At 68.6% G+C, this 13,548-nt stretch carries 16 protein-coding genes; 11 read left to right on the forward strand and 5 right to left on the reverse strand.

From position 1 onward, the window contains the following. Positions 1-13: 13 nt before the first annotated feature. Positions 14-1,138 carry an aminotransferase class V-fold PLP-dependent enzyme gene (locus tag BLR21_RS27110; RefSeq protein WP_090009772.1) on the forward strand — a complete coding sequence of 375 codons (1,125 nt, stop codon included), beginning with the start codon at positions 14-16 and terminating at the stop codon, positions 1,136-1,138. Here the strand turns inward: BLR21_RS27110 and BLR21_RS27115 are convergent. Then, positions 1,119-2,414 (reverse strand): M14 family metallopeptidase, encoded by a 1,296-nt coding sequence (locus BLR21_RS27115; RefSeq protein WP_090009775.1) that lies wholly within the window; start codon positions 2,412-2,414, stop codon positions 1,119-1,121. The genes BLR21_RS27110 and BLR21_RS27115 overlap by 20 nt on opposite strands. Before the next feature lie 132 nt (positions 2,415-2,546). On the opposite strand from BLR21_RS27115, the gene hisD reads away from it, so the two are divergent. From hisD to BLR21_RS42745, 4 genes are read left to right on the forward strand one after another with little or no spacing between them, the layout of a single operon-like run. Continuing rightward, a complete protein-coding gene (gene hisD, locus BLR21_RS27120; RefSeq protein ID WP_090009779.1) occupies positions 2,547-3,863 on the forward strand; it encodes a histidinol dehydrogenase in 1,317 nt (438 codons plus the stop codon). After that, positions 3,860-4,966 carry a histidinol-phosphate transaminase gene (locus BLR21_RS27125; RefSeq protein WP_090009782.1) on the forward strand — a complete coding sequence of 369 codons (1,107 nt, stop codon included), beginning with the start codon at positions 3,860-3,862 and terminating at the stop codon, positions 4,964-4,966. The genes hisD and BLR21_RS27125 overlap by 4 nt, the downstream gene beginning before the upstream one ends. Next, positions 4,963-5,562, forward strand: a complete 600-nt coding sequence (hisB, locus tag BLR21_RS27130) for an imidazoleglycerol-phosphate dehydratase HisB (protein ID WP_090009788.1) — start codon at positions 4,963-4,965, stop codon at positions 5,560-5,562. Before BLR21_RS27125 ends, hisB begins: the two co-directional genes overlap by 4 nt. Continuing rightward, positions 5,562-5,717: a hypothetical protein gene (locus tag BLR21_RS42745; RefSeq protein ID WP_170176337.1), complete on the forward strand. Its 156-nt coding sequence runs from the start codon at positions 5,562-5,564 to the stop codon at positions 5,715-5,717. Before hisB ends, BLR21_RS42745 begins: the two co-directional genes overlap by 1 nt. Here the strand turns inward: BLR21_RS42745 and BLR21_RS27135 are convergent. From BLR21_RS27135 to soxR, 3 genes are all read right to left on the reverse strand, one after another. After that, positions 5,714-5,995, reverse strand: coding sequence for a hypothetical protein (locus BLR21_RS27135; RefSeq protein ID WP_090009791.1), 282 nt, complete (start codon positions 5,993-5,995; stop codon positions 5,714-5,716). The two genes, BLR21_RS42745 and BLR21_RS27135, sit on opposite strands and share 4 nt — an antisense overlap. After that, positions 5,992-6,516, reverse strand: a complete 525-nt coding sequence (locus BLR21_RS27140) for an RNA 2'-phosphotransferase (RefSeq protein ID WP_090009796.1) — start codon at positions 6,514-6,516, stop codon at positions 5,992-5,994. Before BLR21_RS27140 ends, BLR21_RS27135 begins: the two co-directional genes overlap by 4 nt. A 100-nt stretch (positions 6,517-6,616) precedes the next feature. Next, complete coding sequence (gene soxR / locus BLR21_RS27145) at positions 6,617-7,063, reverse strand: redox-sensitive transcriptional activator SoxR (RefSeq protein ID WP_256334968.1); 447 nt, start codon at positions 7,061-7,063, stop codon at positions 6,617-6,619. 73 nt (positions 7,064-7,136) lie between these two features. Here soxR and BLR21_RS27150 point away from each other — a divergent pair, with 73 nt between their 5' ends. The 6 genes from BLR21_RS27150 (at position 7,137) to priA (ending at position 12,607) form a co-directional block, all read left to right on the forward strand. Then, the gene (locus BLR21_RS27150; RefSeq protein ID WP_256334963.1) at positions 7,137-7,799 is read left to right on the forward strand and encodes a thiamine pyrophosphate-dependent enzyme; all 663 of its coding nucleotides are present in this window, start codon (positions 7,137-7,139) and stop codon (positions 7,797-7,799) included. Next, positions 7,799-8,692, forward strand: coding sequence for a transketolase family protein (locus BLR21_RS27155; protein WP_090009805.1), 894 nt, complete (start codon positions 7,799-7,801; stop codon positions 8,690-8,692). The genes BLR21_RS27150 and BLR21_RS27155 overlap by 1 nt, the downstream gene beginning before the upstream one ends. A 187-nt stretch (positions 8,693-8,879) precedes the next feature. Further along, entirely contained in the window at positions 8,880-9,692 is an 813-nt protein-coding gene (locus BLR21_RS27160; RefSeq protein ID WP_143027887.1) for a hypothetical protein, read from the forward strand. Between the two features lie 10 nt (positions 9,693-9,702). Then, positions 9,703-10,338 (forward strand): imidazole glycerol phosphate synthase subunit HisH, encoded by a 636-nt coding sequence (gene hisH, locus BLR21_RS27165; protein WP_090010033.1) that lies wholly within the window; start codon positions 9,703-9,705, stop codon positions 10,336-10,338. After that, positions 10,335-11,879: a hypothetical protein gene (locus BLR21_RS27170; protein ID WP_090009811.1), complete on the forward strand. Its 1,545-nt coding sequence runs from the start codon at positions 10,335-10,337 to the stop codon at positions 11,877-11,879. Before hisH ends, BLR21_RS27170 begins: the two co-directional genes overlap by 4 nt. Then, entirely contained in the window at positions 11,876-12,607 is a 732-nt protein-coding gene (gene priA, locus BLR21_RS27175; protein ID WP_090009813.1) for a bifunctional 1-(5-phosphoribosyl)-5-((5-phosphoribosylamino)methylideneamino)imidazole-4-carboxamide isomerase/phosphoribosylanthranilate isomerase PriA, read from the forward strand. The genes BLR21_RS27170 and priA overlap by 4 nt, the downstream gene beginning before the upstream one ends. Here priA and BLR21_RS27180 read toward each other — a convergent pair. Beyond that, entirely contained in the window at positions 12,573-13,274 is a 702-nt protein-coding gene (locus BLR21_RS27180) for a Clp protease N-terminal domain-containing protein (RefSeq protein WP_090009817.1), read from the reverse strand. The two genes, priA and BLR21_RS27180, sit on opposite strands and share 35 nt — an antisense overlap. Positions 13,275-13,548: the final 274 nt, after the last annotated feature.

The raw sequence follows: 13,548 nt of genomic DNA on the forward strand, positions 1-13,548 counted from the left end.
CACAGTGGTGTGAGTGAGTGATCTGATCTTCTTGGACAGCGCAGGTTCCTCGATCCCTCCCGCGCCGGTCGTGGACGAGGTGATCGGCCATCTGAAGCGGGAAACCGAGATCGGCGGCTACCGCGCCGCGGCGGAACGCCGGGATGACCTGGAGGCGGGCTACGGCGTCCTCGCTGACCTCTTCGGGTGTCAGCCTTCCGAGGTTGCTTTCACGGACAGTGCAACTCGATCTTGGCTCGCGGCGTTCGACGCGGTGCCGCTGGAACCCGGAGACCGAATTCTTGTCACCGAGGTCGAATACGGTGGCAATGCGATCCCGGTTCTGCGTCGTGCGGCGGAGGCCGGGGCGGTCGTCGAGGTCATACCGTCCGACATCCACGGACAGGTCGATCTCGGCGCCCTGCACCTTGACAACCGAGTCAAGCTGATCTCGCTCGTGCACGTGCCGACGAACGGCGGCCTGGTCAACCCGGTGAACGACGTCACGGCGGCGGCTCGTGAGGTCGGTGCACTGGTGCTGCTCGACGCCTGCCAGTCGACCGGCCAGCTCGACCTGCGTGGGCTCGACTACGACATGTTGGCGTGTACAGGTCGTAAGTGGCTGCGTGGGCCCCGCGGTACCGGTGCGCTGGTCGTGCGCGACGCGGTGCGGGAAAGGCTCCACCCACGCCTGGTGGATCTGCATAGCGGCGTGTGGACCGGGCTGCAGGAGTACCGGTTGCGAGACGACGCGCGGGTGTTCGAGCTGTGGGAGTGCAGCATCGCCGACCGGCTCGGCATGATCGCCGCCGCGCGCTACGCCCTGGACAAGGGGCTGGACGTGATCGAGGCGGAGGTCGCGGACCGGGCCAGGCGTTTGAGCGAAGGACTCCGGTCCATTCCCGGCATCACCGTGCGAGACCTCGGTGAACGGCGGTCCGGCATCGTCACGTTCACGAGCGACCGGGTGCCGGCGACGGAGCTCAAAGACCGGCTGTGGCAGGAGAACGTCGCCGTCACGGTCTCGCAGAAGGGGTCGACGCTGATCGACATGACCCGCCGGGGCCTGGACGAGGTAGTGCGGGCCTCCCCGCACTACTTCGTCACTCCGGAGGAGATCGATCAGGCGCTGGAACGGATCAGCAGGTCTGCCCGATGACCCGCTTCACACAGTCCGAGTAGCTCAGGAACAGGTCGATGGCACGGTCGTTGCGGGCGGTCTGCGCCGGGATGACCGTGTCACGCGGGTAGAAGCCGTTGAGGCCGCCGCTGCTCGGGTACATCTCGAAGGTGTACGCCCAGATCTTGTGCTGGCCCCACATCCAGTCGTCGCTGCTGCCGTCGGTGATGTACAGGTCGCTCGCCTGCTCCGGCGTGTAACCGTTGGTGGCGGCCATCTGCCGGCCGAGCGTCTGGAACGCGCGCGCCTCGTCCGCGTTGAGACCGGCGGCGGTGTCGGCTCGGGTGTAGCCGTACGGCCACAGCACGAGCTCCGAGAACGAGTGGATGTCGATGAACGTCTTGATCTGCTGGGTGCCACCGACCACGCGTGAGTTCACGAAGTCGCGGATGCGGGCGGTCTCCGGCGCGGAGAACGCCGACGGGCCGCGGTAGGTGTCCGAGGTGGTGCTGCCGCTGGAACCGCCACAGCAGCCCCACTTGTAGCCCCAGTTGCGGTTGAGGTCGGTGCCGTTGCCCTGGCGGTTCTTGCGCCAGCCGCGGAACGAGCCGGTCGCGATGTCGTACTCGGCGCCGTCCGGGTTCATCATCGGGACGATCCACACCTCACGGCTGTCGATGAGGTTCTTGATCGCAGGGGTGGCGTAGTTGTCGGTGTAGCGCTTGATGATCTGCAGGCACTGTTCGACGGTCAGGTGCTCGCGGGCGTGCTGGCCGCAGACGAGCAGCACCTCCGGCTCGCTCTCGTCGGTGGCCACGTTGTCACTGACCTTGAGCGCCCAGATGTCCCGGTTCTGGAAGCTCTTGCCGATGCTCCGCATGCTCGCGAGGCTCGGGTGGTCGCGAACGGTCTGCCGCATCTCCGCGGTCGTCTCCGCGAAGTTGTGGTAGCCCGCGTAGCCGGACGGGAAGTCCTGGGTGCCGACCTGGCCGGGCACCGGGTCGGAGAAGTCGACCTTGCCGAGGCTCTTGAGCTGCTGCTCGAAGTCGCCCAGGTACCTGATCGGCAGGCCGGTCGCCTGCAGGGCCCGGTACTGGGCCTTGTCCGCGACGACCGAGACGGTGGTGAGCTTCGTCGCACCGAGCACGTCGACGCCGATCTGGGCGACCTGAGTGCGTTCGGCGGACGTGTTCGCCGTGACTTCCAGCAGATAACGGCCGGAGTCGGCGGCGCTGGGTGTCGCCATGCCCGCGACCAGCACGGGCAGACAGATGGCGAGCACTGCGGCGATCTTGCCGCGGCGCTTAGTGAACATCGTTCCTCCATCATCAGCAGGGTTTGCGACGGAGTGGTGCTCAACCGAGCGTGGCCGTGCTGTCACAGGGTGAGGTAGCGCCGATAGCGGGCTGACCGTTGACAGATTTCTGCGGGAACTACGCTGTAGGGCATGCTGAACCGCATCGACCTGCGAGGTCGCACCACGACCCCCGCTCAGTTGCGCGCCATCGTGCCGCGCGCCGAGGTGGACGTGGACGCGGTTCTGCATCATGTGCGGCCCCTGGTGGAGGCGATCGCCGAGCGCGGCGTCGAAGCCGCCCTGGAGTACACGGAGAAGTTCGACGGGGTTCGTCCCGATTCCATCCGCGTGCCCGCCGCCGAGATTTCGTCTGCTTTGTCCTCGCTGGACCCGGCTGTGCGCGAGGCGTTGGAAGAGGCCATCGACCGCACGCGGCGGGTGCACGCCGACCAGCGCCGGGTGGACACGACCACGCAGGTCGTGCCCGGCGGCACCGTGACGGAGAAATGGGTGCCGGTCGAACGCGTCGGCCTGTACGCGCCCGGCGGCCTCGCGGTCTACCCGTCGACGGTCGTGATGAACGTCGTGCCCGCGCAGATCGCCGGCGTGGCGTCGCTGGTGGTGTGCTCGCCGCCGCAGGCCGAGTTCGGTGGCCTGCCGCACCCGACCATCCTGGCCGCCGCCGCGTTGCTCGGCGTCGACGAGGTGTGGGCCGTGGGCGGCGCCCAGGCCGTGGCACTGCTGGCGCACGGCGGTGTGGACACCGGCGGAGCCGAGCTGGCCCCGGTCGACGTCGTCACCGGCCCCGGCAACATCTACGTGACGGCGGCCAAGCGGTTGCTGCGCGGCCTGATCGGCATCGACTCCGAGGCGGGACCGACGGAGATCGCGATCCTCGCCGACTCGTCCGCCGACGCCGTGCACGTGGCCGCGGACCTGATCAGCCAGGCCGAGCACGACCCGCTCGCGGCGTCGGTGCTGGTGACGGACTCCGCCGAGCTGGCGGACGCGGTGGACGCCGAGCTGGACCGGCAGATCGGGGCCACCAAGCACACCGAGCGGATCCGCACGGCGCTGGCAGGCAAGCAGTCCGGCACCGTCCTGGTGTCCTCTGTGGACGAAGGCGTGCGGGTCGTCAACGCCTACGCCGCCGAGCACCTGGAGATCCAGACGCGCGACTCGCGTGAGGTGGCGCAGCGCATCACGGCCGCCGGCGCGATCTTCGTCGGCGCGCACTCGCCGGTGTCGCTGGGCGACTACTGCGCCGGCTCCAACCACGTGCTGCCGACCGGTGGCTGCGCGCGGCACTCGTCCGGCCTGTCCGTGCAGACGTTCCTGCGCGGCATCCACGTGATCGACTACTCCGAGGAAGCACTGCGCGAGGTCGCGGACAAGGTCGTCGCGCTGGCCAACGCGGAGGACCTGCCCGCGCACGGACAGGCTGTGACAGCGAGGTTCTCCCGATGAAGCCGGTGATCGGCGCGCGGGTGGAGCTGACCGACCTGCCCCTGCGCGAGGACCTGCGCGGCCGCACGCCCTACGGCGCGCCGCAGCTCGACGTCCCGTACCGCCTGAACACCAACGAGAACCCGTACGCACCCACCGACGCGCTGGCCGCCGACGTCGTCGCCGCGGTCGCCGAGATCGCCGGTGAGCTGCACCGCTACCCCGACCGTGACGCGGTGGCGTTGCGCGAGAACCTGGCGGCGTACCTGTCGGACGCGACCTCGATCCCGCTGACGTCGGAGAACCTCTGGGCCGCCAACGGTTCCAACGAGATCCTCCAGCAGATCCTGCAGGCGTTCGGCGGTCCGGGCCGCGTGGCGCTGGGCTTCGAGCCGTCGTACTCGATGCACCCGATCATCGCGGCCGGCACCCGCACCGAGTGGTCGCCGACCCCGCGCCGTGCCGACTTCTCGCTCGACGTCGAGAAGGCCGCCGCGGTGATCTCGGACCTGCGGCCGGACGTCGTCTTCGTGACGTCGCCGAACAACCCGACCGGCCAGTCGATCCCGCTGGAGGACCTGCGCCTGCTGATCGCGGCCTGCTCCGGCGTGATCGTGGTCGACGAGGCGTACGCGGAGTTCTCCCCGCAGGAGAGCGCGATCAAGCTGCTGGACGAGTTCGGCTCGCGCCTGATCGTCTCGCGCACGATGTCGAAGGCCTTCGCGTTCGCCGGTGGCCGCCTCGGCTACCTGGCGGCCGCTCCGGCCGTGGTCGACGCCCTGCAGCTCGTCCGCCTGCCGTACCACCTGTCCGCGCTGACGCAGGCGGCCGCACGCGCGTCGTTGCGCCACGCCGAGGAGACGCTGGGTTCGGTGGCTCTGCTGGCCGCGGAACGTGATCGCGTGTCGTCCGAGCTGGCGGCCCTGGGTTTCCAGGTCGTGCCCTCGGACGCGAACTTCGTGCTGTTCGGCTGGTTCGAGAACGCACGTGAGGTCTGGAAGTCCTATTTGGACCACGGCGTACTCATCAGGGACGTCGGAATCGCGGGTCACCTGCGGGTGACCATCGGAACGCCCGAGGAGAACGACGCATTCCTCGCGGCCAGCAAGGAGGTCAGCCGGTGAGTCGTGTCGGCAAGGTGGAGCGCACCACCAGGGAGTCGTCGGTCTACGTGGAGATCGACCTGGACGGCACCGGCCAGGTGGAGATCAACACGGGCGTGCCGTTCTACGACCACATGCTCACGGCGTTCGGCGTGCACGGCAGCTTCGACCTGATCGTCCGCGCCACGGGTGACACGCACATCGACGCCCACCACTCGGTCGAGGACATCGCGATCGTGCTGGGCCAGGCACTCCGGGAAGCGCTGGGGGACAAGAAGGGCATCCGCCGCTTCGGCGACTGCTGGATCCCGATGGACGAGACCCTCGCGCACGCCGCGGTCGACGTCTCAGGCCGCCCGTACACCGTGCACAAGGGCGAACCGGAGCAGTTCAACAGCTTCGTGATCGGCGGCAACTACCCGTTCGTGCTGAACCGGCACGTCTTCGAGTCGCTGGCCTTCCACGCCCAGATCGCACTGCACGTGCGCGTCGAGTACGGCCGCGACCCGCACCACATCGCGGAGGCGGAGTACAAGGCCATCGCCCGCGCCCTGCGCGTCGCGACCGAGCCCGACCCGCGCGTCGCCGGCGTCCCGTCGACCAAGGGCATCCTCTGATGCCGAAGGAAGTCGTCGTCATCGGCCTGCTGGCCCTCGCGGGCTTCCTGGCCGGTGGCGTCTACACCACGTGGAAGACCGCCAAGGTCCTGGCGATCATCCTGCTGGTGCTGCTCCTGGTGGCGGTCGGCGGCGCCGTTCTCTGGCTCCTCTAGCCCCTGCGGGCGAGGACCCACTGGAACGTCGCCGGGTCCGGCTCGTGCATGGTCACCAGATCGTCGGTGATGATCTCCAGGTGCTGCCCGACGAGTGCTCGGTTCTCGGTGATGTCCGGCGTGCCGATGCCGAGCGATTCGAGAACCTTCGCCCCATCGGGCAGCCGCCCGTCGAACTCGCCGAGGTAGTGCAGCCGAGGGTCGTCGGCGATCCGCGCGGACCAGTCGAGATACCGCTGCGCGATGGCGTCGTAGTCCTCCTCGACCTTCCGCGTCACGCCGTACCCAGGTAGCGCGCCGGCACGTACTGCGCGAGCCACACCCCGTTCGCGCTGAGCCGGAACTCGTGCCCGTCCGTGTGCATCGCTTTGGCGTCCACGGTAAGGATCAACGGCCGGCCACGCCGGGCCCCCACGCGCCGTGCGGTCTCGCGGTCGGGCGAGAGGTGCACGTCGTGGCGTGACATGGGCCTGAGCCCGTCACGCATGATGTCGTCGAGGTACCGCTCGACGGTGCCGTGGAACAGCTGGTCCGGCGGGATCGCGGTAGGCAGCCCGAGTTCCACCTCGACGCTGTGCCCCTGGTTCGCGCGGATGCGGTCACCGTCGATGGCGAAGCGCTTCTTGTCGTTGCGGTCGACGACCTCGCGCAGGTCGGTCTCGGAGATGCCGAGTGCGTTCAGGAGGTCGGCCACCGGCACCCAGCCCGAAGGGTCGAGGGCGAGGCCGACGCGCTCGGGCTTGTGCCGGAGCGCTTGGGACATCCGCTTCGAGAGGCGGATCATTCTTTCGTCTTCCATTTCCTGAACAGGAAACCACAGCGCGTCCACCGGTTTGCGGGTTTCATGGGCTGGATGTGGCGTCAGCGGCGGGTTCCGGGCGAGACCGGGCTGGGACTTCCTAGACGGTGCCGCCCTCGACGGCGGGCTTGAGCTTGGGAGCGCCCGGCCCGTGTGAGGCCTGTTCGTCGTCGATGTTCTGCAGGGCGCAGCTGCGCAGCGACAGGCAGCCGCAGCCGATGCAGCCGGTGAGGCGGTCGCGCAGGCGGTACAGGGCGTCGATGCGGGCGTCGAGCTCCGACTTCCACGAGCGGGAGAGGCGTTCCCAGTCGGACTTCGTCGGCGTGCGGTTGTCCGGGAGCTGGGCGAGGGCGTCGCGGACGTCCTCCAGAGTGAGCCCCACGCGTTGCGCGGTACGGATGAACGCCAGCCGGCGCAGCACCGAGCGCAGGTAGCGGCGCTGGTTGCCCGCCGTGCGGACCGAGGTGATCAGACCCCTGTCCTCGTAGAAGCGCAGGGCGGTGTGGGGGACGCCGCTGCGCTCGGCGACCTGGCCGATGGTCAGCATTTCCGGCAACTTGCTCACCGGATCATGGTAACCGCTTGACCTCCAGCTTGGTCGAGGTTGAACAGTTGGTGCCATGCAACGGATACCAGAGCTCTTCGCGAGGATGACCGGGGACGAGAAGCACGAGTGGGCTGCGGCTTCCACGATCGACGTGCTCTGGGTCCTCTACGACAAGGTCCTCAACGTCACGCCCGCGACGGCCGACGACCCCGATCGCGACCGGTTCCTGCTGTCCAAGGGGCACGGACCGATGGCGTACTACGCCGTGCTCGCGGAGAAGGGGTTCATCGACGAGTCCATTCTGGACGACTGGACGTCGTGGGACAGCCCGCTCGGCCAGCACCCCGACCGGGTGCTCGTGCGCGGCGCGGAGATCAGCAGCGGCTCGCTCGGCCACGGGTTGCCGATCGCGGTGGGCACGGCGATCGGGCAGCGGATCGCCGGCAGCCGTGGTCGCACGTTCGTGCTGGTCGGCGACGGTGAGCTGGATGAGGGCAGCAACCACGAGGCGATCGCGGTGGCGGCGCGGCTGAAGGTCGCGAACCTCACCGCGATCGTGATCGACAACGAGTCCGCGATGTACGGCTGGCCCGGTGGCATCGCGCGGCGGTTCGCCGTCGAGGGGTGGCAGACCGCCGAGATCGACGGCCGCGACCACGAGGCCGTCTTCACCGCACTGACCGCGCCGCACGACCGCCCGTACGCGGTGGTCGCCAAGATCGAGAAGAGCTACTGATGACCACCATGCGCCAGGCCTTCGTCGAGACGGTCAACGACGAGATCGCCGCCGACCCGCGGATCGCCGTGGTGACCGCGGTGATCTCCAGCAACGAGTTCCCGCAGGAGAACGAACGCGTCGTCGACGTCGGGATTCGCGAGCAGACCATGGTGGGCGTCGCGAGTGGCCTGGCGCTGGCCGGGCTGCGGCCGGTCGTGCACAGCTACGCGCCGTTCCTGGTCGAACGGCCGTACGAGCAGATCAAGCTCGACATCGGACATCAGGACGTCGGCGCGGTGTTCGTGAGCATCGGAGCGTCCTATGACGACCCGGCGTGGGGCCGCACGCACCAGTCACCGGGTGACGTCGCGTTGTTCGACACGCTTCCAGGCTGGACTGTGCACGTGCCCGGACATCCGGACGAGGTCACGCCATTGCTCCAGCAGGCGCTGAAAGACGACAACCGGGTCTACCTGAGGCTTTCGCTGCACGCGAACACCCAGGCCTATCCCGTGGGCGAAGGATTCACGACGGTCCGGCACGGAAAACGCGGCGTCGTGCTCGCCGTCGGGCCGATGCTCGACCGCGTGCTCAAGGCCGTCGATTCCGAGAACGCCGACGTCACGGTGCTGTACGCGGCCACGGTACGGCCGTTCGACGCGAACGGGCTGCGCAAGGCCGTGCAGAACACCGACCACGCCGACGTGATGGTGGTGGAGCCCTACTTGGAGGGAACTTCTTCTCATCTCGTATCAGAGACACTGCAACAAATCCCGCACCGCATTCGTTCTACAGGTGTCAAACGACACGCAGAACTCCGCAACTACGGCACGGCTGAAGATCATGACGCGGCACATGATCTCGACGTGGTGGGGCTGGGGAGTGCTGTGCGTAGTTTCTTCAGGGGGTGAAGAAATGTTCGCAGTCATGGGGGATGACTGGACCGGCGCGCCTTCTCGCGCCGTTTAGAGGTGAGGAGGTGTGCACGATCAGGCAGATCCTGCTCGTGCACACCTCACGTCTGGTGTGGACGGACGTCCGGGACGTCTTTGGCATGTCTGTGCGGGCGCGCGAGGCCGACCAGGAATGATGTCGGTCGTGAGAATGCTGATCTGGACCCCGTTGAACGCCGCCGAGCTGCAGAAGTCCATGCACAGCGGCAACGTGGGTCCCGCGGCGCTGGTTCCGGTGCAGTCCGGCACGGTCCTGCTGCCTCCGCCGGGCACCAAGCTCAGCGAGGCCGCGTACATGACGAACCGGGTGCGCAAGATCGGGCGCGGCGCGGCCCTGGCCGTGTGGAACGACGACGCCGCGCTGCTCTACATGTTCACCACGTCGCTCGGCCGCGCCTCGATGTGGGGATCGCGCGAGGCGGTGCTGCGGCTGTCTGCGCAGGCCAAACAGTCGGGGCCGGTCGGCCGGTCCTTCGACCGCGCCACCGCGGGCATGGTCGACCTGCGCGAGAAGGAGAAGTGGCAGCTCGACGCCATCGACAAGCTCACCGCGCTGTACCCGGCGGCCGGCCGCAAGGGCACGCTCGAACGCATCCGCGACTTCGGGAACGGCCGCGCGGCGATCCCGGACTTCTTCCGTGCGGCGGGGCTGCACGAGGTCGCGCGGGTCGCCGAACTCACCGAGCAGGGCAGGGCGGAAGCCGTGCTGCGGACGCTCGAACCGCCGCGCACGCAACTGTGGCCGCTCTGGCTGATCTTCCCGCTGATCGTGCTGGCGGCCGCCGCGACGGTGATCTTCGACATCCCGGCGGTCGTGTACTACCTCGTCGTCCTCCTGCTCCTCGCGATGCTGGCCGGGCTGCTGGTCGTGCTCAGGCGCCGGCTCGTGCGCACGAAACCGATCAACACCGTGTTGCCGGTCATCCCGGTCACGCAGGGTGCCGTCCCGACCGACTAACCTGGTGGGCGTGGCACGTGTCGTCGTACTTGACTATGGATCCGGCAACCTGCGCTCCGCCGAGCGCGCGCTGCAGCGCGTCGGCGCCGACGTCGAGGTGACGTCGGACCATCGAGCCGTCCGTGAGGCGGACGGACTGGTCGTGCCCGGCGTCGGTGCCTACGCGGCGTGCATGGAGGGCCTCAACGCGGTGCGCGGCGCCCGGCTCATCGGCGAGCGCCTCGCCGGCGGCCGTCCGGTGCTCGGCATCTGCGTGGGCATGCAGATCCTCTTCGAACGCGGCATCGAGCACGGCGTGCTGACCGAGGGCTGCGGAGAGTGGCCCGGCACCGTCGAGCGCCTCGAAGCGCCGATCGTGCCGCACATGGGCTGGAACACCGTGCGTGCGCCCGAGGATTCGAAGCTCTTCGCCGGACTCGACAAGGACACGCGGTTCTACTTCGTGCACTCCTACGGCGTGCGCCGCTGGGAGCTCGAGCCGGCCGAGCACCTCAGGCCGCCGCTGGTGACGTGGGCGGACCACGCGGGGGACGAGTTCGTCGCGGCGGTCGAGAACGGCCCGTTGTGGGCGACCCAGTTCCACCCGGAGAAGTCCGGCGATGCCGGAGCGCACCTGCTGCGGAACTGGTTGACTACCTTGTCGTGATCACACGACTGCTGACGGTAGCCACCCTCGTGGCTGCCACCGTTGCCGTGCCTGGGGGCGCGCACGCCGCACCGGCACCGTTCCAGGACGACTTCGATGGTGCCGTGGCCGCGGATCCCACCTACGGCCTGAACGACAACCTCAAGCAGCGTCAGGGAACCGGCGCCGTCACGTACAGCCGCGTGTCCGGCAGGTGGAACACCGGCGACGTGCCGCGCCCGTGGTACGCGCAGGTCAACCACCCGAATCACCGCGGCAAGCTGTCGATGCACCTCGGCACGACGGCCGTGCGGCTCGACGCGCCGTCCACCGGCTCCTCGATCTCGGCGACGCTGACGCCGGTGGCGGGCGACCGCACGTCCGGCGACTGGTCGTCGATCGCGCTGGCACGTTCGGCGAACAGCTGGGGTTATGTGTCCAATCAGGACATCGATCTCGGTTTCCTGGTGCGCGCCAACGGAGGCGTTCAGGTCTTCCAGGCCGGCCAGTCCGTCGCGAACCTGCCCTCGTTCGCCTCGCCCAAGTCCGACGGCTCGTTCGACGTGACGCTGACACCGGCCGGATCGACGCTTGACCTCTTGGTCAACGGCACGCGCAAGACGATCACACTGGGCACGGCGGTGCCGACCGACCGGCTGTGGATCTACCTCGGCCGCTACTCCGACAACGGCAGCACCGTCAGCCTCGTCGACGACCTGCGCATCGAACGGATGAACTCCGACGACCTGCGCAAGCTTCCCGGGTCCCAGCTGCGCTACTACGGCTATTTCGGCGCGCGGCTGAACGCCGCCGGCGGCAACCACCTGCCCGAGGTGCGCGGCCGCAGCAACCTGAACTTGGTGCAGATCAGCGACTTCGACGCCTACCGCCCCGAGGTGCTGCGGGACTGCGCCCCTGCGGGCTGCGTCGTCCACACGGGCAACGAGTTCTTCGACTGCGACGCGGCCGGGTGCCCGCTGCACCCGAACGCCGCCGAGCGCTGGGAGGTCCTCGCCGCGAAGGTGCGGCCGTACCTCGACCGCGTGGCCGGGTTCGTGCTGCAGGACGAGCCGTTCCACCACGGCGCGCGCTTCGCCGACGTCGAGTTCTCGGCCCAGCGGATCAAGAACACCTTCCCGGACAAGAAGGTCATGCTGATCGAGGCGGGTATCCGGGTCGACGACACCTTCACCGTGCCCGCCGCCGTCGACTGGGTCGGCTTCGACGAGTACTGCATCGGGTACGAGGCGCTGGACGCGCGCATGACCAAGCTGGCGGAGCGCGCACCGGGCAAGGAGCTGTTCCTGCTCCCCGAAGCCGCGCCCCAGTCGTGGTGCGCGGGCAGGACCGACGCGGACCTCGAAAGCACCCAGTACCTGTACCTGGCGCTGGCGCGGCAGCACCCCGCGTTCGTCGGAATCATGGTCTTCGGGCCGTGGACCGGCGTCGGACCTGCCGCGACCGGCCCCGGCACGCCGGTCCCGTCGAAGTTCCCGCGGACCACGGAGGCCCAGGAGCGCGTGGCCGCCCTCGTGCTGGGGGACGCTAGGCTGCTCGGGTGACGTTCACACTCCTCCCCGCTGTTGACGTGGCCGACGGTCGCGCCGTCCGGCTCGTGCAGGGCGAAGCCGGTACCGAGACGAACTACGGCGAGCCGCTCGACGCGGCCCTGCAGTGGCAGCGCGACGGGGCGGAGTGGATCCATCTCGTCGACCTCGACGCGGCGTTCGGCCGTGGCTCCAACCGCGAGCTGATCGCCCGCGTCGTCGGCGAGCTGGACGTGAAGGTGGAGCTGTCCGGCGGCATCCGCGACGACGCGTCGCTGGAGGCCGCCCTGGCCACCGGCTGCGCCCGGGTGAATCTGGGCACGGCCGCGCTGGAAGACCCGGAGTGGTGCGCGAAGGCGCTGGCGGCCTACGGCGAGAAGATCGCGGTGGGCCTCGACGTCCGCATCACCGAGCAGGGCCACCGGGTCAAGGGCCGCGGCTGGACGTCGGACGGCGGCGACCTCTGGGAGGTCCTCGACCGGCTCGACCGCGACGGCTGCACCCGTTACGTGGTCACGGACGTGTCGAAGGACGGCACGCTGACGGGCCCGAATCTGGAGCTGCTGAGTGAGGTCTGCGCCCGCACCGACGCCCCGGTGATCGCGTCCGGCGGCGTGTCCACTGTGGACGACCTGGTCGCGCTCTCGAAGCTGGCGCGCGACGGCGTGGAGGGCTCGATCATCGGCAAGGCCCTGTACGCCGGCGCCTTCACGCTCCCGGAAGCACTCGCTGCGGTCCGTTGACCACGGCTTCCACGTGAGCGGCCGCGGCCGCGTGCGTCACACCTGTGTTGTGCAGCACGTCGGCCGCGGTTCCCTCGGCCTCCAGCAACAAGCCGAGCAGGATGTGCTCGGTGCCGATGAACATGTGGCCCATCCGGAGCGCCTCGCGCACGGCCAGTTCCAGGGCCTTCTTGCAGTGCGTGGTGTACGGCTGCTTCTCCGGCCGCTGTTTGGCCTCTGAGTCGAGCCGGTTGAGGGTCGCGATGCGCGTGCTGCCGTCGCCCGACTCCAGCTTCGCGATGGTCTTGGCCGCGAGTCCGGCCGACTCGTCGAGCAGCCCGAGCAGCAGATGCTCGGTGCCGATCCGCTCGCTGAACCGCGCGTGGTGCCTCGCCAGCGCGATGACCCGTCGCGACCGCTGGGTGTAGCGCTCCGTGCTCGGCTTGCTGAGCTCCGGCGACTCCCTGGGCACGAACCGCTTCTGCGCGGCCTGCTTCGTGACGCCGAGGCTCTCGCCGATCTCGGCCCAGCTCGCGCCGCCCCGCCGCGCCTCGTCCACGAAGTGGCCGATCAGGTGGTCGCCGAGTTCGCTGAGCTGGCCACTCATCTCGACGGCCTTGGCCAGGCGCAGGAGAGCGTCGTCTGCTTCTTGAGCGACCGTGACGATGAGGTCGGTCAACTGGATCATCCGTCAACTCTAGGTTGACGCTGAGTTGCGGGTCAACCTGGAGTTGACGGTCAACCCGGACTCGATATCGACGCGTCCGGTCCACGTTGAGTCGACATGGACGCGCCAAATCAACGTTGACCTGGCTCGTCAACATGCACGGAAGACAACGTTGTCATTGGCTGATGAGTTGCTGGCAGCGTCAACTTCACATTGATTCAGGCTCTGTCGATGTTGATCCAGCACCAATCAAACGTTGAGTCAACGTGGATCGGCATCGTCAGCGTGGACTGAT

Origin of the sequence: Lentzea albidocapillata subsp. violacea (assembly GCF_900100275.1) — a bacterium.
Lineage (GTDB): Bacteria > Actinomycetota > Actinomycetes > Mycobacteriales > Pseudonocardiaceae > Lentzea > Lentzea violacea.

Coding starts and splice junctions, on each gene's coding strand:
- BLR21_RS27115 (WP_090009775.1), bottom strand. CDS start 2,414: ATGTTCACTAAGCGCCGCGGCAAGATCGCCGCAGTGCTCGCCATCTGT.
- hisD (WP_090009779.1), top strand. CDS start 2,547: ATGCTGAACCGCATCGACCTGCGAGGTCGCACCACGACCCCCGCTCAG.
- BLR21_RS27125 (WP_090009782.1), top strand. CDS start 3,860: ATGAAGCCGGTGATCGGCGCGCGGGTGGAGCTGACCGACCTGCCCCTG.
- BLR21_RS42745 (WP_170176337.1), top strand. CDS start 5,562: ATGCCGAAGGAAGTCGTCGTCATCGGCCTGCTGGCCCTCGCGGGCTTC.
- BLR21_RS27140 (WP_090009796.1), bottom strand. CDS start 6,516: ATGGAAGACGAAAGAATGATCCGCCTCTCGAAGCGGATGTCCCAAGCG.
- soxR (WP_256334968.1), bottom strand. CDS start 7,063: ATGCTGACCATCGGCCAGGTCGCCGAGCGCAGCGGCGTCCCCCACACC.
- BLR21_RS27150 (WP_256334963.1), top strand. CDS start 7,137: ATGCAACGGATACCAGAGCTCTTCGCGAGGATGACCGGGGACGAGAAG.
- BLR21_RS27155 (WP_090009805.1), top strand. CDS start 7,799: ATGACCACCATGCGCCAGGCCTTCGTCGAGACGGTCAACGACGAGATC.
- BLR21_RS27180 (WP_090009817.1), bottom strand. CDS start 13,274: ATGATCCAGTTGACCGACCTCATCGTCACGGTCGCTCAAGAAGCAGAC.